Origin of the sequence: Flavobacterium sp. CLA17 (assembly GCF_013112255.2) — a bacterium.
In the GTDB taxonomy this organism is placed as follows: Bacteria; Bacteroidota; Bacteroidia; order Flavobacteriales; family Flavobacteriaceae; genus Flavobacterium; species Flavobacterium circumlabens.
The window spans coordinates 4606999-4627967 of the sequence record NZ_CP068294.1; the positions used below are offsets into that span (position 1 = coordinate 4606999).

General features: G+C 34.4%; 18 protein-coding genes. 2 read left to right on the forward strand and 16 right to left on the reverse strand.

What is annotated here, in order from left to right; genetic code table 11:
- Positions 1-87: 87 nt before the first annotated feature.
- From rpsU to HAV12_RS18915, 3 genes are all read right to left on the reverse strand, one after another.
- Positions 88-282, reverse strand: coding sequence for a 30S ribosomal protein S21 (gene rpsU / locus HAV12_RS18905; RefSeq protein ID WP_132038185.1), 195 nt, complete (start codon positions 280-282; stop codon positions 88-90).
- A 136-nt stretch (positions 283-418) separates the two neighbouring features.
- Positions 419-1561, reverse strand: a complete 1143-nt coding sequence (locus tag HAV12_RS18910) for an acyl-CoA dehydrogenase family protein (protein ID WP_171571001.1) — start codon at positions 1559-1561, stop codon at positions 419-421.
- Between the two features lie 16 nt (positions 1562-1577).
- On the reverse strand, positions 1578-2483 hold the full coding sequence (locus tag HAV12_RS18915) for a helix-hairpin-helix domain-containing protein (RefSeq protein ID WP_171571002.1): 906 nt from the start codon (positions 2481-2483) through the stop codon (positions 1578-1580).
- A 270-nt stretch (positions 2484-2753) separates the two neighbouring features.
- Here HAV12_RS18915 and HAV12_RS18920 point away from each other — a divergent pair, with 270 nt between their 5' ends.
- A complete protein-coding gene (locus HAV12_RS18920) occupies positions 2754-4220 on the forward strand; it encodes an APC family permease (RefSeq protein ID WP_171571003.1) in 1467 nt (488 codons plus the stop codon).
- Between the two features lie 51 nt (positions 4221-4271).
- Here HAV12_RS18920 and HAV12_RS18925 read toward each other — a convergent pair whose 3' ends face one another.
- The 7 genes from HAV12_RS18925 to HAV12_RS18955 form a co-directional block, all read right to left on the reverse strand.
- Positions 4272-4499 (reverse strand): PspC domain-containing protein, encoded by a 228-nt coding sequence (locus HAV12_RS18925; protein WP_171571004.1) that lies wholly within the window; start codon positions 4497-4499, stop codon positions 4272-4274.
- Between the two features lie 72 nt (positions 4500-4571).
- Positions 4572-5843: a DUF2851 family protein gene (locus HAV12_RS18930; RefSeq protein ID WP_171571005.1), complete on the reverse strand. Its 1272-nt coding sequence runs from the start codon at positions 5841-5843 to the stop codon at positions 4572-4574.
- A 78-nt stretch (positions 5844-5921) separates the two neighbouring features.
- On the reverse strand, positions 5922-6404 hold the full coding sequence (locus HAV12_RS18935; RefSeq protein WP_171571006.1) for a 3'-5' exonuclease: 483 nt from the start codon (positions 6402-6404) through the stop codon (positions 5922-5924).
- Between the two features lie 85 nt (positions 6405-6489).
- Positions 6490-7851 (reverse strand): pyridoxal-phosphate dependent enzyme, encoded by a 1362-nt coding sequence (locus HAV12_RS18940; RefSeq protein WP_171571007.1) that lies wholly within the window; start codon positions 7849-7851, stop codon positions 6490-6492.
- A 48-nt stretch (positions 7852-7899) separates the two neighbouring features.
- On the reverse strand, positions 7900-9870 hold the full coding sequence (locus tag HAV12_RS18945; RefSeq protein WP_171571008.1) for a putative porin: 1971 nt from the start codon (positions 9868-9870) through the stop codon (positions 7900-7902).
- Between the two features lie 272 nt (positions 9871-10142).
- A complete protein-coding gene (locus HAV12_RS18950; protein ID WP_171571009.1) occupies positions 10143-11573 on the reverse strand; it encodes a RagB/SusD family nutrient uptake outer membrane protein in 1431 nt (476 codons plus the stop codon).
- Between the two features lie 10 nt (positions 11574-11583).
- Positions 11584-14724: a TonB-dependent receptor gene (locus tag HAV12_RS18955; protein ID WP_171571010.1), complete on the reverse strand. Its 3141-nt coding sequence runs from the start codon at positions 14722-14724 to the stop codon at positions 11584-11586.
- Positions 14725-15083: 359 nt separating this feature from the next.
- Between HAV12_RS18955 and HAV12_RS18960 the strand changes: the two genes are divergently transcribed.
- Positions 15084-15743: a ribonuclease HII gene (locus tag HAV12_RS18960; RefSeq protein ID WP_132038174.1), complete on the forward strand. Its 660-nt coding sequence runs from the start codon at positions 15084-15086 to the stop codon at positions 15741-15743.
- 88 nt (positions 15744-15831) lie between these two features.
- On the opposite strand, the gene HAV12_RS18965 is transcribed toward HAV12_RS18960, so the two are convergent.
- From HAV12_RS18965 to lipB, 6 genes are all read right to left on the reverse strand, one after another.
- Positions 15832-16683 carry a nuclear transport factor 2 family protein gene (locus HAV12_RS18965; protein ID WP_171571011.1) on the reverse strand — a complete coding sequence of 284 codons (852 nt, stop codon included), beginning with the start codon at positions 16681-16683 and terminating at the stop codon, positions 15832-15834.
- 120 nt (positions 16684-16803) lie between these two features.
- The gene (locus HAV12_RS18970; RefSeq protein WP_171571012.1) at positions 16804-17403 is read right to left on the reverse strand and encodes an NAD(P)H-dependent oxidoreductase; all 600 of its coding nucleotides are present in this window, start codon (positions 17401-17403) and stop codon (positions 16804-16806) included.
- A gap of 167 nt (positions 17404-17570) precedes the next feature.
- The gene (locus tag HAV12_RS18975; RefSeq protein WP_171571013.1) at positions 17571-18410 is read right to left on the reverse strand and encodes an SDR family NAD(P)-dependent oxidoreductase; all 840 of its coding nucleotides are present in this window, start codon (positions 18408-18410) and stop codon (positions 17571-17573) included.
- Positions 18411-18495: 85 nt separating this feature from the next.
- A complete protein-coding gene (locus tag HAV12_RS18980) occupies positions 18496-19395 on the reverse strand; it encodes an AraC family transcriptional regulator (RefSeq protein ID WP_171571014.1) in 900 nt (299 codons plus the stop codon).
- Positions 19396-19422: 27 nt separating this feature from the next.
- Entirely contained in the window at positions 19423-20244 is an 822-nt protein-coding gene (locus tag HAV12_RS18985) for a helix-turn-helix domain-containing protein (RefSeq protein WP_171571015.1), read from the reverse strand.
- Between the two features lie 18 nt (positions 20245-20262).
- A complete protein-coding gene (gene lipB, locus HAV12_RS18990; protein WP_171571016.1) occupies positions 20263-20967 on the reverse strand; it encodes a lipoyl(octanoyl) transferase LipB in 705 nt (234 codons plus the stop codon).
- Between the last annotated feature and the right edge of the window lie 2 nt (positions 20968-20969).

Sequence of the window (20969 nt, forward strand, 5' to 3'; positions counted from 1 at the left end):
AACACTGCCAATTAAGCATAAAAAAACCGTTAGCATCAAAGTTATAACTTTTTGATGACTAACGGTAATTATTTTGAAAGGCTAATACTAACTTTCTAAACCATCTCTCATGTTTTGAATGTAAGCAGCTTTTTGAATTTGAGCTCTTTTGACAACAGAAGGCTTAATAAAAGCAGTACGTGCTCTTAGTTGACGAACAGTTCCTGTTTTATCAAATTTTCTTTTATAGCGCTTTAATGCTCTATCGATATTTTCTCCGTCTTTAATTGGTATAATTAACATAATATAGACACCTCCCTTCGTTAAGGGTGCAAAAGTATATATTAATTTTGAATTATGAGTTATGAATTATGATTTTTTTTAAAGAAAAAAGAACATGGAATACAGAGTATAGATCTTATCGTAAATTCTTTACTCTTTACTCTTTCAGTAAATTTCTGGATATAACTAATTTCTGAATTTCTGTTGTTCCCTCTCCTATGGTACATAATTTAGAATCACGATAAAATTTCTCAACAGGAAAGTCTTTTGTATATCCGTAACCACCATGAATCTGAACCGCTTCATTCGCCACTTTTACACAAACTTCCGAAGCATACATTTTAGCCATTGCCCCCAATGTAGTAACGGGTCTATGTTCTTGTTTCAGGAAAGCAGCTTTATGCAATAACAATTCCGAAGCCTCAATTTCAGTTGCCATATCGGCTAATTTAAATGATATCCCCTGAAAACTACTAATTGGCTGTCCAAACTGATATCTTTCTTTCGAATATTTTAATGCGGCCTCATAAGCTCCTTTTGCAATTCCTAACGATAAAGCTCCAATCGAAATTCGGCCTCCATCCAATACTTTCATTGCCTGAATAAAACCCTGACCCACTTCTCCTAATCTGTTGGCATCCGGCACACGGCAGTTGTCAAAAACCAATTCGGCTGTTTCACTGGCCCGCATTCCCAATTTATTTTCTTTTTTACCAGATGTAAATCCGCTCATTCCTTTTTCAAAAACAAAAGCAGTCATTCCTTTCGAGTCTCCTTTTTCTCCTGTACGAACAATCACCACGGCAACATCACCCGAAATAGCGTGTGTGATAAAATTCTTAGCACCATTTACAACCCAGGAATCACCATCCTTAACGGCGGTAGTATTCATGCCGCCGGCATCAGAACCCGTATTGTGTTCTGTTAAACCCCAGGCACCAATAAATTCTGCAGTTGCTAACTTCGGCAGCCATTTTTTCTTTTGTTCTTCATTTCCAAAAGTCAAAATATGATTTGTACAAAGTGAGTTATGCGCCGCAACGGATAAACCAATAGAAGGATCTACTTTCGAAATTTCTTCAACAACTGTAATGTATTCGTGATATCCTAAACCACTTCCACCATATTCTTCCGGCACTAATACGCCCATAAATCCCATTTCTCCTAATTTTTTAAACAAGGGAACCGGAAAGATCTGAGCTTCGTCCCATTCCATTATATTAGGTCTGATATTTTTTTCTGCAAATTCCTTTATCGATTGTGCAATCATCGACTGTGTTTCGTTATAATCAAAATTCATTGTAGTCAGTTTTTTTTTAGAACTCCAAATATAAACTAATTATTTTTGCTTTATCAACAGGAAAACCTTTAATTTTTGCTAAATCCTCAATATTTTTAAAATCTCCATTCATACTTCTGTACGTAATGATTTGTTTTGCCAATCCGTATTTGAAATAATGGAACTGCGATAATTCTTTTAAAGACGCGTCATTTATTGGTATCTTTTTAAAATTGGGAAGGGAATAAATCCTGAAATTGGTATTTAATTCATATAGAACTTCAGGAGAAAGTCCCCAAACTTCACTAAGCTGTTCCATTGAAACAAAACCTCCCAAAATTTCTTTCTGCTTTAATATTCGTAGTGACAGGGCTTCACCCACTCCAAATATTTTGACCAAATCTTCCTGTGTAGCCTGATTTATATCTTGTAATGCTTTTTTTTCTTTTTTGACGAAAGTCTGACTTTTGTGCTTTTCATATCCTGTATACTCCTTTTTATTACTTACTAAGGTTTTTTTATTCGTCACCCATTCCGGGAATTTAAAAAGGGGCGAAATGACATTTAATAAGGAATCTGAAATTTTTGTGACCTGCTGAAACTCTTCTGCCGAATTTACATATTTGTTTTCTTTGCGAAAAGCCATCAATCTGTCAATCTCATCTACAGACATTCCGAGTTTGTAGCCTTTATAATCTGAAATAAAATTCGGATTGAATAAATAAACTTGTGGTTTGTTTTTATATTTTTCTTTTTTCAGAGCATCGATCTCGCTCTGTACTGCCAGCCATTTCTCTTTTTCAGGAAAATATTTTTCTGCCGAAGTGAAATTAACACAAAAATAAATCGCCTGTAAACCGATAATTATTATAAAAAGTGTAAAAATTCCAATTCGTTGTTGTTTTGTAAACTTAAAATAGATTCCTAAAGATTTAAAACTCATGTATAGATAATTTTCTAACTGTTGTGAGGTCTAAATTAAATCAAAAAAAAGCTGATTTTATTAAGAAAAGTAGTAAAAAATTATTTTTAACACTTTTTTCAGTTAGCAAATAGGAATAAAAGTGATGAATGATTTCGAGCAATAGCTGTTAGTTTTTCCTTATTAAATATAAATCTTAAACATTTTATAACTTAAAATTATATAATTGTTTTTATTTTTTATAAAAAACAATACATTTGGAACTTAATAACAATAAACCACTATTATAGTATGTCAATTATGCGAGTTAAACCAATATCTGCTTTTGAAGCGGATATGAAAAAAAGTGATTTAAAAAGGGTTCTGGGAAAATGGAGCCTAACTGCCATTGGAGTTGGTGCCATTATTGGTGGAGGAATTTTTGTACTTACTGGTACCGGAGCTTATTATCATGCTGGTCCTGCGTTAGCGCTTTCTTTCATTATTGCAGGTATTGCCTGTGTTTTTGCAGCTCTTTGTTATTCTGAGTTTGCCTCTATTCTACCTGTTGAAGGCTCTGCATATGCATATGCTTATGGTACAATTGGAGAAATTTTTGCATGGATTATTGGTTGGGGACTTATTCTTGAGTACGCAATGGGATCCATGACGGTAGCGGTATCCTGGTCAGGGTACTTTAACAAACTACTCAAAATGTTTCATATTCACCTTCCTGAATGGCTTACAACTGACCCTGCCAGTTACTCCGGAGAAGGTTTTTCTATGAATTTACCTGCTTTTTGTATCGTTATTTTAGTGATTTCACTACTTGTAAAAGGAACAAAAAGTGCTGCCAAAGCAAACAACATGATTGTTATTCTTAAAGTTTCTGCAGTAATATTTGTAATTGTTGCCGGTCTGTTCTTTATAGATACTGCGAACTGGCATCCATTTATTCCGGCTGCAACTCAGATTATTGAAAAAGAAACTACACACAATGCTTACGGAATAGGCGGAGTTGTATCGGGAGCTGCTGCAATTTTCTTTGCTTATGTAGGTTTTGATGCTGTTTCTACTCAAGCTGGGGAGGCTATTAATCCTAAAAAAGATGTTCCTTTCGCTATTATCGCCTCTTTACTAATTTGTACTACTTTATATATTCTTGTGTCTTTAGTATTAACAGGAATGATGAATTATAAAGATTTTAATCCACTAGGAAAATATCCTGAAGCTATAAAAGCACCTGTTGCATACGCATTTGATATTGCAGGACAAGGCTGGGCAGGTTTTATTATCACAATTGCTGCAACTATTGGTTTGGTTTCAGTATTAATGGTAATGATTATGGGACAGTCAAGAATTTTCCTTGGAATGTCTAAAGACGGATTAATTCCTGCTGTATTCTCAAAAGTGAATCCGCTTTCAGGAACTCCAAAAACCAACTTAATGATTTTGGGTGGTATTATTGCTGTAGTTGCTTCTTTTACTCCTATTAATAAGCTGGCGGATATGACTAGTTTTGGTACTTTATTTGCCTTTACAATGGTTTGTATTGCGGTTTGGATCTTAAGAGTAAAACAACCTCAGTTAACCCGAACGTTTAAAGTTCCTGCTTTACCAATAATTGCTGTTTGTGGTATTTCAATCAACACCTATTTAATGATTAATTTGAGCTTAGATGCACAATTACTTTCACTTGGATGGTTGGCTATTGGTATCCTTGTTTATTTTGGATACAGCAAAAAAAGATCAAAACTTAACAATCAAGAGACCGAATAGTTCTCTTTAGTACTTCATAAAAAAACTCCAAATTTTCATTTGGAGTTTTTTTTATAAATCAAAAACAGAAGTTCGTTTTGCCCTGATTAAATCTTTTAACCGAATCCAAAAGGCTAAGGTTAAATAAACTCCAAAGCCTAACCCAACGGTTACAAATGAAATGTAGATAAAAAACAATCGTACACTTGTTACACGCATACCCAGTTTATCTGCTAACCTGGAGGATACGTGAAAACCATATTTTTCCAAAAAGAATTTCAACTTTACAACTGCAGACATACTTAATTTAGATATTAGATGTTGGACTTTAAGCAAAAGTACAAATATCTAATTAACTAATTTTCTAATTAACTAATTGTTCTTTAATAATTCCATTCCAATGGCGCATTTTAGACAGGCTTTCTGATTACAATATTCATTTTTGAGCTGTAGTAAAACTTGTGTATCAAAAGCGCTTTTTGATATCAATCTGAAAGATTCAAACTTATCGATAATCGAGTTTTTTTCCGGAGCCACTTCCTTCATAAAATCAATCAAATCTTCGAAAACAAGTTCTCCTCTCTTTTGCGCATAAGCAAATTGAAGCGGAATTACGGTATTGAGAATTATTAGATCTATAAATGCTCTTGATAATACTTTTGGTTTTTTATGGCTTTGTTTATCAAACTGATAATGATTCTGCCAATATAAACCGGCTGAAACGGTAAGCAATTCATAGACTTTTTTAATCGATTTTAATTCCACTATTTTAGAAAATAAATTTTGGTGTTTGTTATATAAAGCGGCCAATTGAGACAGTCTGATCGTTGGAAAATTATCGGGCCGATGTTTAAAAAACTCAAGCGGATCTGCATAGGTTTTCACCAACTGGTATTTATTTAAAAGATAAAAATACCTGATTTTTAAATCTGTAAAGTAAACATCTTCTTTTTCCGCATCTAATAAGCCGGAGCCTCCAAAAAGTAAAGCTTCCAGATTTTCTGTTTCAAAACTTTCTTTTCTGATAATTGAAAACGGGATAGATTGGGCGATTTGAAAAAAAGTATTTCCATTTGTATTTAAACCAAAATTCTTCGCCAGTAAACAAAATAAAACAGCTTCCCAATCCTGATTTGTTTCTTCCAATAAATTAAAAATGAATTTTGATTTGCGTTCTAAGCGTTCAAAAAACAAACGTTCCTGCCAGTTTTTAAAAACAAATGGATTGATTTGAGCAATTTCTTTTTCACAAGATATCCATGATTTTGGCGTCATTAACAAATTATAATTATTAAGTATGTCAGGAGAAATAAAGTCCTTCAAAACCAAAACAGGAATCTCCGTATTGTTTTGCCTGAAAATCTCCGTATCGTGTTCCCAGACTACATGTAAAATTACATTTTCATAAGCCACATCTCTTTCATGACCGTGGATGTACCAATCGGATGATTTTAAATGCATTTCGACATTTCCCGCCCATTTCTGATTTCCAATTATAATCTGAGCATTAAAAAAATCAGGTCCTGAAGACTCTAAATAGTTCCCTGTTTTGATAATTGTGAGGGATTCGTTTTGAGTCGTCTGCAGATTCAGCGTCTCAAACTTCTTAAACTTCCATAAATAATGGAGAAAGTCTTCTTTCATTTTTAAAGTTTTATATTAATTCATAAAAGTTTAAAAATAAATAAAATAATACTAATCTTACAAATATATTTGTCTAAATTATTTCAACAGGTACAATTTAGCACAGGCACGCGCATCAGAAAGCGCTTCGTGGTGGTTCAGTTTAATATTCATTTCGCGGCAGCAATCACTTAGCTTGGTTGGTTTTAATCCCTTTGCTTTGTAAATTTTTACTGTACATTCCCATTTTTCAGCAATATTCAAATCTTCATACTGCAAGCCATGAAGTGCCATTGATTTGATTAAGACATTACGATCAAAGCTTTCGTTGTGGGCGACAACTACTTTATTTCTTAATCTTTTTTCGATCTCCGGATACACCTGCAAAAATGACTTTGCATTTACAGTATCACGCGGGTAAATTCCATGTACGCGAATCGTGAAGGGGTTGTATTCGTTATTTGGTGGTTTTATTAAAGTAACAAACTCATCTGTAATTATTCCGTTTTCTACCGTAACGATTCCAACAGAACAGGGATGGTAGGCGGTTGCCGTTTCAAAATCTATGGCTGTAAAATTCATACTCTTCTCCTTTTTAATCTAAAAAATCCATAAATCTAATTTTCAAAGATTAGATTTATGGATTGCAATTTTATTATCTGTGTTATTATTTTATAGATCCAATAATATCATATTTAGTTATAATATGGTGATTACCGTTTTCTAATTCAATCAGTACAGCGTCATTTTCTTTGGTAAATAATTTGGAAACTTCCTCAATTGGTGTTCCCATTTTAACAATAGGAAAAGGTTTTCCCATTACTTCTTTGATCGGTTTTTCGGCTACATTTTTATCTGCAACATAACTTCTAAACAAATCTGTTTCATCAACAGAACCTACAAATCCATTGATATCTACAACCGGAATTTGTGAAATTTTATACTTACGCATACGCTCAATAGCATGTGAAACCAATTCTTCGGTACGAACAACAATCAGTTCCTTATCGATATGATCTTTGATGACATCTTCTGCTTTTGTTACATTTTCTTCCAAAAAGCCACGCTCACGCATCCAGTCATCATTGAACATTTTACCTACGTAGCGGCTTCCTGAATCGTGAAAAAGAACTACAACTACATCTTCAGGCTTAAAGTGTTCTTTAAGCTGTAATAATCCTTTTATACAGGCTCCGGCAGAATTCCCCACAAAAATAGCTTCTTCAAGTGCAATTTTTCTCGTGTAAACCGCTGCATCTTTATCGGTTACTTTTGTAAAGCCATCTATTAAAGAAAAGTCAACATTTTTAGGCAGGATATCTTCCCCTATTCCTTCGGTGATATACGAGTAAATTTCATTTTCATCAAAAATTCCGGTTTCATGGTATTTTTTAAAGACAGAACCATACGTGTCAATTCCCCAAATTTTAATGTTTGGGTTTTTCTCTTTTAAGTATTTACCTACTCCCGAAATTGTTCCTCCTGTTCCCACTCCTACTACAAAATGAGTAATTTTTCCATCCGTCTGCCTCCAGATTTCAGGTCCCGTCTGCTCATAATGTGCCAAGGAATTGGACATATTATCATATTGATTTACATACCACGAATTAGGTGTTTCTGATGCTAAACGCTTTGAAACGGAGTAATAAGAACGTGGATCGGTAGGCTCAACATCCGTAGGGCAAACTACTACTTTTGCGCCAACAGCACGCAGGATATCCATTTTTTCTTTTGACTGCTTATCTGATATTACACAAATTAGTTTATATCCTTTGATAATGGCTACAAGTGCTAATCCCATTCCTGTATTTCCGGAAGTACCTTCAATAATAGTTCCTCCTGGCTGCAAACGTCCATCAGCCTCAGCATCTTCAATCATCTTTACGGCCATTCTGTCTTTTACAGAATTTCCGGGATTAAAAGTTTCGACTTTTGCTAATACCAACGCATCAATTTCAGCAACAATTTTGTTGAGTTTTACTAATGGCGTATTACCAATTGTTTCTAAAATATTTTTTGAAAAGTCCATTTTATTTGAATTTAATATTTGGTTTAAAATTGAAACAGATGCTGATTTTTATTGGAAGAAATTCCAAACTAAACCAAATCGGATTGTAAAATCACGATAGGGATTATCAGGAGCTGAGTAATAATTATTTTGCGCAAAAGCAGCATTAAAGTGTTCGGCTTTTAAATAGAATCTGGTCTGGCGAATTCGGCCATTTACAAAGAAATCAAAGTTGGCATAATTTCCAATTTTTTTATCGTTCTGGACAAAAAATTCTCCAACAACCGGATTATATGAATTCCCATAATATTCTGTAAAATAATTAAAGGTAATTCCGGTCTGAATGTATAAGGCTTTCTTAAAAAAGTAACTTGAGTAATAGAATGTATTTCTGGTGACAAAATCTGGAACATTTAAAATTAAATCAGACTGATCTACTTTCTGGTATAAAAGTGTATTGTCTAATGCAAATGGTCCAAATTTAAACTCACGGCTGGCTTTTAAAGACAAATAATTGATCGCATTACCATATTGGGCAGGATTTACAATTTGTGTCTGAGCGGCAATTTCTGCAGGATTAGAAACATCTTCAAAATATAAATGATCTTTTAAAACTGAATATTGTACCTCAGCATTTAACCAGGGGGTAAAAACATTAGCACTAATTGAATTTATTTTTTCGTTTTTAAAGTTATTCGACCAATTGTATTTTATAAAACTACTTTGATATAAGTTATAATTATTATTAGGCAGTTTATTAATGTTCTGATATCTAAAATCAAATTTGATTTTATCATTTAAAGTATATCTTAATTTCGCATCTAAATCAGACAGTGACTGATTGGTGATGGATCTTGAATATAAAAATCGACCATTCCATTTGTTTTTCTGATATTCATACTGCCCTCCAACATTATTGATCTGTCTGTAAAGATTATTGGGAATGGCAACAACTCCGTTTGTATCAAGTATCACTCTGTTATATTCATAGTTCGATCTGTAATCGTCTATAAAGAAATTGAATTTTCCTAAAAGTGAATTCTCATAAGCCAGACCCGCTTTGTTGTATAATTTTTCGAAATGCGTCTGATCGTTTATTCCACTTGTCAGATACGAATTTCCAAACCGGTTTACAGACCGGTTATCTACAGTAGAAGTAACAGTGGCCTGATTGTATTCGTAAAATTTATTTTCATAATTAAACTGATGTGTCACATACAAATTATTGTTTCCTTCTTTTGGATTAATTCTGAAGGCATGATCAAAAAATAAACGTCTTCCTTTTAAAAAGGATTTGGCATCTGTTAAATAAACCTGTAATCGCTGACGATTGTTAAAATCCTTATCACCGCTTTCGAAATCTTCGGGTGTTGTGATTCCTCCATTTTCTTCATTTAAAATATCCTGATAGGTGTAATGTGCCTTTAAAACATATCTTCTATCTGTTGTAAAATAACTTGTAGTAAACCTGAAATTTCCTGTACTTGCCAACTGATTGATATAATCTCCCTCTGAACGCAACCCTCTGTAGGCCATAGAAAAATTAAGATTCTTTGAGGTATTTAACGTAATAAACGAATCTACGTTCTGCCCTTTATTGATTGTTGTATTAAAAAACAGTTCTGTAAAAGGAGTTGCTGCAGAATAATACTGAATCTGGTTCGCCTCGAGAAAATTAAAATGTTTACCCTTAAAACCCAGTTCAGGATAAGGTGAGAAATCGGTTAAACTGTATTGTAAGGTATTATAGGTTTGTCCAATATTAGAAAAGGGCAAAAGTCCGAAATTATCTTTTCTGAGATAATTTTGCTTATAAGCACTTTTTAACGTTAATGAGGTATCGGCATAAGTGGTATCATGCTCCAGCGTAATAATCTGATATTGATCTATGGTCGCAATTTTAGCTTTTTTCTTTTTTAGCGTATCCGTAATACTTGAATATTTTGTATTCATATCCAAACTGCTTTTAGGAGTGTTTTTTTCCTGAGAAAACAATACTGCAGGCACTACTAATAGATATAAAAAAAAGAATATTCTCATGTGATCACTTTATAGATAATTATTTCGGCAAAAATTTACTGAGCAAAGGTAAAAGATAAAAACGTATAAAAAAACATATTATAAGTTTGCAACGTAAAGATAGCAGAGAAAAATAAACACTCCTAAAGCAAACGACAGAGAGTGGTGAAATATTTTGAACATATTCCTAAAAATAATTGTTTTACAAGAAATCTAAATCAGATATAGTCTAAAAAAAACTGAGCTTGAAGTAAATCAAGCTCAGCCTTTAAAAATTTTTATGCAATTATTTATTACCTGTTTGCATTTACAGCATCCTCAATAAATGGGTTAGCATCAATTTCAGCCTGTGGAATTTTTAAGAAAAATTTCTTGTCGTCTGCAGTTAAACTACCGGCAGCTCCAATTCTGTGGTTACCAGTTCTGGTAATACCTCTTCTCAAACGTTTCGCATCAAACCACTCTACACCACATTCAGCATAAAGTTCTTTTCTTCTTTCTACCAAAATTTCTTCTATCAAAGCAGCTCCGGTATTAGTCGATTCGATTGCATTTACATCTCTGTTTAACTGTAAGGTATAAAGCAAAGTTTTTGCTCCTCCGTTATCTCCTAATCTTGCTTTTGCCTCAGCTTCAATCAAAATCATTTCAGGAGATCTGATAATTACATTATCTCCTTCAAAAGAGAAAGTAAACTTATTCGTTATCCAATATCTATGATCATTCATATCTGTTATTGAAGCACTCTTTCTTGCGAAATAAGCTCTGACATCCGTAGCAGAAAACAAAGCTACAAAATCTCTATTAACATAAGTTGCATCATAAGGTCCTTTATGATCAATAAAAACGGCTGGTGCATTCCAATAATAATTAGATTGGTCAGGTGTTTGTGCACTACCCCAAATCCATTCAACATTATCAATATCATCAAATCCGGAACGGTAGCTTTCTGCATCTAATACTGCTTCAGGATCACCTCCGTAACAAGCAATTGCAGCATTTTTAGCACCTTCCCAGTTACCCATTACCTGATATACTTGCGCAAGGATTCCATTTGCAACATTTTTATTGATATATGATTTTCCTAATCTGTCTTCGGTTAATCCATCAACAGCAATTGTTAAATCATCTACAATTAACTTATATACTTCACCAACAGTAGACATTGGATTTCCAGTTGAAGAGGTCTCTGTATAAATAGGCGGTGCCGGAAAATTTATATCCGCAGAATAGGTTGGAGCAAATTCCATTACCAATTGATGATAGAAAAACCCTCTTAAGGCATGACCGTATGCAGCTAATTCTTTTTTATCCCCTTCAGATAATGCAGTACTTGCGTTAACACCGTTAATTAAAGTATTTGCCTGATTAATCATGTAGAAACAATAGTTCCAGGTAAACGTCGTTCTCCTGTAGGTTGGTTCACGATTATCATTCGCATAATCAAAACCAAACCAGTTGTCTGTTTCTATTAAGTCATTTCCTTTTACACTTCTTGCAAAGAACATAGAATTCAGACCCGCTGCATCCGTAGAGGTATACTGTCCTCTGAAACGTCTCATTATTCCGGAAATCAAAGCCTCTGTACCTTCTCGAGAGCCAAAAGCAATATCTGCAGAAACGGTATTAGTTGGTTTCGGTTCGTCTAGAAATTCATCACTACAACCCACTAGTATAAACAATGCCGTTATGGCAATGAAAAATTTTGAAATTAAAGTTTTCATATATATATTTTTAAAATTCAATATTAAGACCAAAAGAAATCACCCTAAGATTGTAAGATCTACTATTGGTAGTACCTCCAATATTTTGTTCAGGATCAATTCCTTTATGAGATTGGAACGTCAATAAATTATCTCCCTGGAAATACAATCTCAATTTAGAAAGCTTAGTCTTGTCAAGAACACTTTGTGGAAAATTATATCCAAAATTTAATGCTTTAAGTCTAACGTAATCATTTTTATATAAAAAACGAGTTGACTGACTATTAAAATCATTATTGGAAGCTAAGAACAAAGGAACATTTGTAACATCCCCGGGCTTCTGCCAACGACCTTCAAGATCCTGACTACCCGCTCTACCAGGAGATTTGAAACCTTCCATTAAACCAGCATAACTACTATCATAAATATATGATCCAACACTAAAGTTGAACAAAATGTTCATATCAAGATTTTTATATCTGAAATAGTTGGTAAAACCTCCTGTCACGTCTGGTAAAGATGATTTACCAACATAATATCTTGTAGCCTGAGCATAAGTTTTGGTAGTTACTCTTTCCCCTGTTGGTTTTCCATCAGTTCCTAGTACATCTCTGTACCACATTCCATAACCGGTTGCCGGATCTACACCTGCCCAATCCTGTATGTAAAACTCATACAATGAACGACCAACTTCATATCTTTTTGTACCAACAATAATACTTGCCTGAGGCTGTTCTGTAATTTCATTTTTCTCAGTAGAAAAATTCAATCCAGTATTCCATACAAAGTTAGGTGTTTGAACATTTTTACTATTTAATGAAAATTCCCATCCTGAATTTTTAAGTGATCCTAAGTTCGTAATAATATTAGTATTTCCTGTTGAACCTGGTGTAGGCTTGTTGTTAATTAAATCAATACTCTTTTTAGAATAATAATCTACTGTACCTGTTATTCTATTATTAAATAAACCAAAATCTACTCCAAAATCTATCGTAGCTGTTGTTTCCCACGTAAGTAGTTTATCAACCGCACCTCCTAGTACAATCCCTGTATTAGTTAATTCATTCCAACCTGTTTCATAAGCTTGTTGTCCCGGAAAATAATTAGCATTACCAGTAGCAGTATATAGAGTTTTCTGATTTCCTAATTCTCCATAAGATGCTCTTAATTTTAATTCACTAAGAATTGTATTGTCTTTCAAAAAGCTTTCTTCTGATACTAACCAAGATCCTCCAACAGAATAAAAATCACCCCATCTAACATCCCTGTTAAATCTTGTAGAGCCATCTTTTCTATAAGAACCTTCAACGAAATATTTCTCTTTATAGTTATAAGCTAAACGTGCCAAATAACTAGATATTCTTTCTTCAGAAATAGATCCGGACACATTTGTTGGTGTTGTACTACCATCTAAAACTTGTACACCAGGTAAATATCCTTCTCCCTGAGCTCCCAAAGCATCTATTTTAAACTGATATGCTTCCTGGATTAAATCTGCTGACAAATTATGATCTCCAAACGATTTTTTATAGTTCAGACCATTAAAGAAATTGACAGAAGTGGTAATATCTCTATTCTGAGTAACTCTTCCTCCTACACTTGCAGCATTACCAAATTCGTTACTGGAATATTCAAAATTGTCATATAAATATTTATCATAAGCTAAATTCGTTTTAAAAGTCAAATCTTTGGCTAATGTAAATTCTAAATATGCATTTGCAGTATAATTATCACGCTTATATCCTATTTTGTAATTATATAGCGCCCCAAGAGCATTTTCAGTACTTAATTGAGGTCTGGTAGCATTTAATAATTGACCTGTTGCTCCTGATCCATAATCATATATAGTATTACCCTTGTCATCAGTTACTAAATCACCAGCACCATCTCTTCTGAAAGCCGGGTATATAGATGGAATTGTATAAATCCACTGTACTGCGCTTTGAAAACTTGAACCGCTTTGTGTTGGGAAATTCTGATCCGATGTTGAATAAAACATTGTTACACCAGCTTTAAGCCACTCATTAACCTTCGTATCAATACTTAAACGAGTGGTCATACGTTCAAATTTTGAAGTCTTAACATTTCCTTCCTGAGACAAATAATTGGATGTAAAGAAATATCTTGTGTTATCACTACCTCCTGAAAGAGATAACGTATGCTCTTTTCTTACAGCAGCATCGTTCAATAATAAATCCTCCCAATTAGTATCCCATTTTTTATTGGTAGTAACTAAATTTCCATTGGCATCCACAGGTTGAGCAACTGTGTACGGATTATAACCTAATCTGGAAACTAAAGAGTTTGATGCATTTGTACCCGCAAGTGCCGGAGCTTGAAGATTAACATATTGGTTAGTATTTCTGATACCTTCCCATGTATATTTCATATAATCATCAGAGCCTAACAGCTCATGTAACTTAACTGCATTGTCAGCAAATCCAACTTGTGTGGTAAAACTAACTCTAGGTGCAGAATTCAATTTTCCTCTTTTAGTTGTAATAAGAATTACTCCATTTGATCCTCTTGAACCATATAAAGCTGTTGAAGACGCATCTTTTAAAACACTGATTGTTTCAATTTGATCCGCACTTATTGCGTTTAAATTTCCACCAAAAGGAGCCCCATCCAAAACAACTAAAGGAGAAGTCGAAGCATTGATAGAACCAGTACCTCTAATACGAATTACAGGATTCTCACCCGGCTGTCCACCTGCAGCAATTACGCTTACCCCCGCAACACTACCCTGCAAAGCTGACAAAACACTTGTTGCTTGTTGAGTCTGAAGTACGTCTGAACCTATTGTAGCAATCGAACCAACAATTGCTTTTGCTTTTTGTTTACCATAAGCAACAACTACCACTTCATCTAACGTTTTTTGCGATTCATTTAATGTAACGCTTAATGTAGATGCCGTTCCAACTGTAGCAGTTAAATCTAACATACCTACATAAGAGAACACAAGAACGTCCCCTGTTTTTGCTTTAATAGAATAACTTCCGTCAAAATCTGTTTGAGCACTGGTTTTTGCTCCTTTTACAACAACGTTTACTCCTGGAATAACTCCTGCATCACCAGAAACAACTCCGGTAATAACTCGTTCTTGTGCAAAAGAAAACTGCACAGACAACACTACTAAGAGTGTATAGATCCATTGTAATTTTAATTTCATTTGAATTTATTTTGAATTAGTATCTAGCAAACTTCTTAATTATTTCTTAAAATAACAAACATTTTCGACCCTTAAAGTTATTTTTTTTTAATGTAAGCTTAACACTTGATTAATAATTACTGCCTTTCCCTCCCTAAACATGTGTTATTCATAAAAAAATACCCAAAAAAATATATTCTTCACACTAAAGAATTTAACACATTTTAACACTTAAGTCACTTAATTATTTATGACAAAAAAAAAGAAACTACATTTTGTAAAAAACTCAAAATACAGGCGCCATTTTAAAATATTGACAAAAACAACACTGTTTTGAAAAGTATTCTGATATTTGCCCTCGTAATCACTCCATCAAAGTTATGCTTGAAAGAAATTTCTCAGGATTTGTTTTTGAAACTGGTACAGATGAAGCCGGAAGAGGCTGTTTGGCAGGCCCCGTAACCGCCGCGGCCGTCATTTTACCTCCTGATTTCAGCAATGAATTTTTAAATGACAGTAAACAATTGTCCGAAAAGGTCAGAGAAAAATTAAAACCAATTATAGAACATCATGCCGTTTGTTTTGCCGTTACGCATTTGCATCCGAATGAAATTGATGAAATCAATATCCTAAACGCGTCCATGAAGGGAATGCACGAATGTATCCTGAAATTAAATCAGATTCCTGAATTTATTATTGTTGATGGCAATCGTGCTATAAATGCCAAACTGGGCCTGAAAAATACTTTTGGAAAACAATTTTCTGCAATAGAGATAGAATTATTAAAGTCTATTCCGAGTCAGAGTATCATAAAAGGGGATTCTAAATTCCTGAGTATTGCCGCGGCTTCTGTTTTAGCAAAAACCTATCGCGACGAATACATGGATCAAATTCACGAAGAATTCCCGATGTACAATTGGAAAAAGAACAAAGGTTATCCGACCAAAGAACATCGTGAAGCCATTAAAAAATATGGCCCTACCAAATACCATCGAATGAGTTTCAGGCTGCTTCCCGAGCAACTGAGCTTAGACCTTTAAAAAACAAAAAGACTTATCGAAGGCATAAGTCTTTTTGTTTGGTAACAATGGGAAAGTACATCCAGCTGTGAATGCTTTAACTGCTTTATTATCTTTTACTTTTCAGGAATTCAGCAAATTGTTTTGTATCGAAATAAAAGGATCTGATTCCCGTAATTTTTCCGTTTTTCAAATCAAAATGTTCCGAAATCGGCATTGAAAGTGTTTTTCCTGATTTTTTTGATTTGCACTTCAGGGTACAATAAATAATTATTTCATTTTTGGAAGCATCGCTAAAATAAACAGGCTCCTTCTCTATTTGCATCTCAAAAAATTCAGCCGATTTGGCATACATTTTAGTCCATTCCTCAAAACCTGTATACGTTCCTCCATAAGGAAGTCCTTCCGCCTGGTTATAAATAGCACCTTGTTCAATTAAGGTTGCCATTGCTGTAAAATCCCTGGTTTTAAAGAGACATTCGTAATATTTTTCGACAACTTTCAAATTATCAGTCTCAAGATTTTTTAAAATATCCGATTCCGATAAAGTGGCTTCCGGATTCCAAAAACCAATTATTTTACTCACCTGACCTTTACCATTTAAACGAGCAAAATCACGACCGGACATTATAAGTTTATTTTTTGAATCCAGAATTTTCCAGTCCCAGCTTACATAATTGTCTTTTACAACTTTTACACCTGATGTTACTACAGCATCCGGGAATTTTTTATAAAATTCATTTATCACATTATTCAATGCAACTGCCCCTTTTATAGAAGCCGAAGGATCCTCAAAAGTACTGTCGTCCAGCCAGACTGTTTTGATTAATTTTAACCTCGCATCGCTATTGCGCTCTTGCCACGCTTTTTCATAAACCACAATCGGATTTAATTTATCTTTCTTTTGAGCAAAAAGACTATTAAGCATAAAAAGAAAATAAAGGAAGTAGATTTTTCTCATAAGTCATCAGTTTATTTAGTTAAGCTTGAATTAAAGTACCAACCCAAATTTAACATAAAAAAACTACTCAGAGCCCTGCCTCCAAACAATTCATCTTATATTTTTTTTCAAAATATTATTTCATCCAAAAACAGAGACCTGATCATTGAATTTAAAAGCCACTTCAATCTGATCTTTCCAATCTTCAATAGACTCAGCAGAAGCTCTGTCTGCTTTATCGAAATAAAAATGCTGTTGAATTTCTAAGCCGCAATACTTAAAAATACCGGTATCTGAAGTCAAAGCCAAAGCTTTATCCATTCCGGTCGCTTCATATTCTGCATTAGATTTTCCGTGGGAGTTTACAATGATTGCTTTTTTTCCTGTCAGTAAACCCTTTTGAATTCCTTGATCGTATCGGTATGCAAATCCGTAACTAAAAACGCGGTCGATATAACCTTTCATAATAGCCGGCATTCCGGTCCACCAAATCGGATAAACAAAAATAATCCGGTCTGCCCAGGCAATAAAATCCTGTTCTGTTTTTACTTCATCAGCCACTTTCCCTATTCGTTGTCCACTCATGTCATTTAAAGAAAGAACCGGATTAAAATTGATCTGATATAAATCACGAACCTCAATTTCCTGATTCGATTCCTGAAGACTTTCCACAATAGTTTGTTTAAAAAAATGATTTAAACTAGCTGAATTCGGGTGCGCATAAATGATTAAATTTTTCATGTTTTTATGTTTTTATGTTTTTATGTTTTTATGTTTTAAAGATTAACAGGACAAATGTAAAACACAGGTTTGAGGCACAATTGTAAGAAAACGAAATACCGAAATCAGCCCCAAACAAAAAAATCCCTGTCGAAATGATCAGGGATTTTTTTTGAAATTCTAATTTATTAAAAATTTGTTGCAATTGTCATCGCTTTCCACGCTTCCAGTTCAGCTTCAACTTCTTCAATTTTAGCATTTGCCATATTGTAGGCATCTTCACCTAAGAACAAATGCAGTGGCGGATTTTTTTCTTTGCTGATCTGAATTAAAGCCGCAACCGCTTTCTCAGGATCTCCCGGCTGATTTCCATTAATTTCATTTTGATGCGTTAATACAGACTGACGTGCTTCTTCATAATCCGCAATCGGATTTTTAGGCAATCCCATAGAATCCGAAGACAGGAAACTGGTTCTGAAATAACCCGGATAAACCAACGTTACCTTTACTCCGAAAGCTTTTGCCTCTGCTTTTAAACCTTCCGTCAGACCGGAAACGGCAAATTTAGTAGAACAGTAAATTCCCCAACCCGGAAAACCTCCGTGATATCCTCCAATAGAAGAGATATTGAAGAAATGACCTGATCTGTTGGCTCTGAAATGAGGCATTGTGTTGCGGATAACATTTAGCAAACCGAAAACATTAACATCAAAATTTTGTCTTGCTTCTTCATCAGAAAGTTCTTCCAATGTACCGATCTGTCCATAACCTGCGTTGTTTACCACAACGTCTATTGTTTTAAAATGACTAATTGTTCTGGCAACCGCCGCGTGAACACTGCTTTCTGTAACCAGATCCATTTCTAAAGGCAAAAACTGTTCTGATGCTGCGCTAACTTCTTTAATTAATGAATTGATATCTCTTGAAGTTGCAGCGACTCTAAAACCTTCTCTTAATAATTTCTGAACCAAGATTAAACCCAAACCTTTTGAGGCTCCTGTTACAAACCATACTTTTTTAGTTTCCATAATTTATATTGTTTTAATTACAAGGCAAAATTAGGCCGGAAGTACAGGTCAGGGATAACGAAATTCAAACCATTACTTACAAAATTCAAACAGTACGGAATTGTCGGGGTGTAAGCTGAATATTCTTTTTGAAAAAATTATTAAAATGCGTAGGCTCTTCAAATCCTAAGCTATAGGCAATTTCAGCAATATTCCAATCGGTGTGTTTCAAAAGAATTTTGGCTTCCTGTAAAAGACGTTCCGCAATAACTTCTGAAGTGGTTTTTTGAGTGGTTTCTTTTAAAGCCCGATTTAAATGATTCACATGAATCGTTAACTGATTGGCAAAATCTGCTGCAGAACGCAATGTAAAACGCTGTCTTGAATTTTCGATCGGAAACTGTCTTTCCAATAATTCCAGAAACAAAGATGAAATCCTGCTTGAAGCGTTAGAATGCTGATTTACCGAAAGATTGGCAGGCTGCATTTTCATCGCACTGTGAATCAATTCAAAAACCAGGTTGCGAAGCAAATCATATTTATACGCATAATCAGAATTAATTTCTTCCATCATCTGCCTGTAAATCAATTTGATTTTCTCTGTTTGTTCAGTGTCGATCGAATAAATAAAACTCCCGTTTGGTTTAAAAACCGGATATTCTTTCAAATTCCCGAACTGATGGAAAAAAGCTTCCGTAAACACACAGAAAAAACCGGTCTGGTGTTCTTCTAACTGTTCCCAATTATACGGAATCTGCGGGTTGGCAAAGAACAAGGCCTGTTCGTCGATCTCAACAATCTTATCGGCATAATGAACTCTGTTTTTACCAATAATCAAACTGATTTTAAAATAATCCTTACGGCTGTACGGAATTGGTTTTGCACTGCAGCCCATAAAATCATCCAACACAAATACATTAAAATGTCCGATTTCTTTTTTAAGGTTATCAGGCATAAAATTGAGTTTGCTGCGATAAAAATCTTCTATAGTTTCTGTCTTCTCCATTTCGCAAAGTTACGAAATTCAAACAAACTAAAAATCATTAGCGCTACAGATATCTTGTTGAAATTTCAGGAATTTTGTCGGAGACAAATTCATGTAGTGTTTAAAATCATGTATCAGCTGGCTCTGGTCGTAATACCCACAATCGGCTACAATAGCCAGCCAGTCTGTTTTTGCATCGGTCTGCGTATTTTTCTGGATTTGCTCAACCGCTTTTAAAAAGCGCTCATAACGACTGATTTCTTTAACGGTATAACCGAAAAATTTCTTCTGGTTCAGCTGAATATTCCTTTCTGTCTGGTTGGTTCTGGAAGCAATCGCTTTGATGGGATTTAAACTTTCATCCTTAAAATCAGCCAGAAGTGCCGTTATGGTATTTTGTTCTCGCAGATAAGGTTTACAAAAATCCAGGATATAATTTACGCGATCCCGGGTGTCCGGAATTAATTTTAATTCTTCCCATAAGGCACTGAAACAATTTTCAGCAATTAAAGCATCCGGATGAATCGGCAAAGAATGTGTTAAAAGGGCGTTTCCAAAAAATCTGTAAAAAGCATCTTCCTTAAAATTAGCCACCAGAATTTCAGAACCTGGCTCTAAAGTATAATCAAAAGCCTGTTTTATTGGGCCTAAAACAAGGCATTTTTCAGCTTCAAGTGTAGTATTGTGTTGTGATTTTAAAGATACGTTTACTCCAAAACTAAAAACCAGTATTGTCTGGAAATTGGGCAGCAGCGTTTTTATCACGGGGAAATCCGTTTTATTTTCAGCAAAATAGAAATGAGAAAAAACAGATTCAAATTCTGAAGGAACAGCAATTCTGTAATTGTTATTTTCTTCAGAATCTTTCATTCTTTTTCTTTTAAATAATTATTCCTGAATAAATTCAGCTTCAAATAAACGGGTAAGGTGTTTCATAATTTTGGCTTTCACTTCTTCTTCATCCACTTTTTCCACACCTAATTCTACTTGCAAAGAGGTAACCGCTTTTCCACGAATTCCACAGGGTATGATATTATCAAAATAACCTAAATCTACGTTGACATTTAAGGCAAATCCATGCATGGTTACCCAGCGTGAAGCACGCACACCAAGTGCACAAATTTTTCTCGCAAATGGAGTTCCAACCCCTAGCCACACTCCGGTTTCTCCTTCGCTTCGGCCACATTCCAAACCATATTCCTTCAATGTCAGAATAATAGCTTCTTCCAGAAAACGCAAATATTTATGAATATCGGTAAAGAAGTTTTCCAAATCTAAAATCGGATACCCTACAATTTGCCCGGGGCCGTGATACGTAATGTCACCACCGCGATTGATTTTATAAAAAGTAGCCCCTTTGGCTTCGAGTTGTTTTTCGTTTAAAAGCAGGTTTTCCAAATCACCGCTTTTACCTAAAGTGTAAACATGAGGATGCTCTACAAACAGCAAATAATTGGGTGTTGGCAAATCGAGCTCTTCTCTTCTGTTTTTTATTTTTAAGTCGACAATATCCTTAAAAAGTTCCTCCTGATATTCCCAGGTCGATTTATAATCTTTATTTCCTAAATCCTGAAGTTGAATTTTTTTATTCATTT

What these genes read in the sequence shown, in the direction of transcription:
- HAV12_RS18950 (WP_171571009.1), bottom strand. Translation starts at nt 11,573, where the DNA reads ATGAAAACTTTAATTTCAAAATTTTTCATTGCCATAACGGCATTGTTT.
- HAV12_RS18965 (WP_171571011.1), bottom strand. Translation starts at nt 16,683, where the DNA reads ATGAGAAAAATCTACTTCCTTTATTTTCTTTTTATGCTTAATAGTCTT.
- HAV12_RS18935 (WP_171571006.1), bottom strand. Translation starts at nt 6,404, where the DNA reads ATGAATTTTACAGCCATAGATTTTGAAACGGCAACCGCCTACCATCCC.
- HAV12_RS18975 (WP_171571013.1), bottom strand. Translation starts at nt 18,410, where the DNA reads ATGGAAACTAAAAAAGTATGGTTTGTAACAGGAGCCTCAAAAGGTTTG.
- HAV12_RS18945 (WP_171571008.1), bottom strand. Translation starts at nt 9,870, where the DNA reads ATGAGAATATTCTTTTTTTTATATCTATTAGTAGTGCCTGCAGTATTG.
- HAV12_RS18985 (WP_171571015.1), bottom strand. Translation starts at nt 20,244, where the DNA reads ATGAAAGATTCTGAAGAAAATAACAATTACAGAATTGCTGTTCCTTCA.
- HAV12_RS18960 (WP_132038174.1), top strand. Translation starts at nt 15,084, where the DNA reads ATGCTTGAAAGAAATTTCTCAGGATTTGTTTTTGAAACTGGTACAGAT.
- HAV12_RS18930 (WP_171571005.1), bottom strand. Translation starts at nt 5,843, where the DNA reads ATGAAAGAAGACTTTCTCCATTATTTATGGAAGTTTAAGAAGTTTGAG.
- HAV12_RS18925 (WP_171571004.1), bottom strand. Translation starts at nt 4,499, where the DNA reads ATGTCTGCAGTTGTAAAGTTGAAATTCTTTTTGGAAAAATATGGTTTT.
- HAV12_RS18980 (WP_171571014.1), bottom strand. Translation starts at nt 19,395, where the DNA reads ATGGAGAAGACAGAAACTATAGAAGATTTTTATCGCAGCAAACTCAAT.
- HAV12_RS18915 (WP_171571002.1), bottom strand. Translation starts at nt 2,483, where the DNA reads ATGAGTTTTAAATCTTTAGGAATCTATTTTAAGTTTACAAAACAACAA.
- rpsU (WP_132038185.1), bottom strand. Translation starts at nt 282, where the DNA reads ATGTTAATTATACCAATTAAAGACGGAGAAAATATCGATAGAGCATTA.
- HAV12_RS18970 (WP_171571012.1), bottom strand. Translation starts at nt 17,403, where the DNA reads ATGAAAAATTTAATCATTTATGCGCACCCGAATTCAGCTAGTTTAAAT.
- HAV12_RS18940 (WP_171571007.1), bottom strand. Translation starts at nt 7,851, where the DNA reads ATGGACTTTTCAAAAAATATTTTAGAAACAATTGGTAATACGCCATTA.
- HAV12_RS18910 (WP_171571001.1), bottom strand. Translation starts at nt 1,561, where the DNA reads ATGAATTTTGATTATAACGAAACACAGTCGATGATTGCACAATCGATA.
- HAV12_RS18955 (WP_171571010.1), bottom strand. Translation starts at nt 14,724, where the DNA reads ATGAAATTAAAATTACAATGGATCTATACACTCTTAGTAGTGTTGTCT.
- HAV12_RS18920 (WP_171571003.1), top strand. Translation starts at nt 2,754, where the DNA reads ATGTCAATTATGCGAGTTAAACCAATATCTGCTTTTGAAGCGGATATG.
- lipB (WP_171571016.1), bottom strand. Translation starts at nt 20,967, where the DNA reads ATGAATAAAAAAATTCAACTTCAGGATTTAGGAAATAAAGATTATAAA.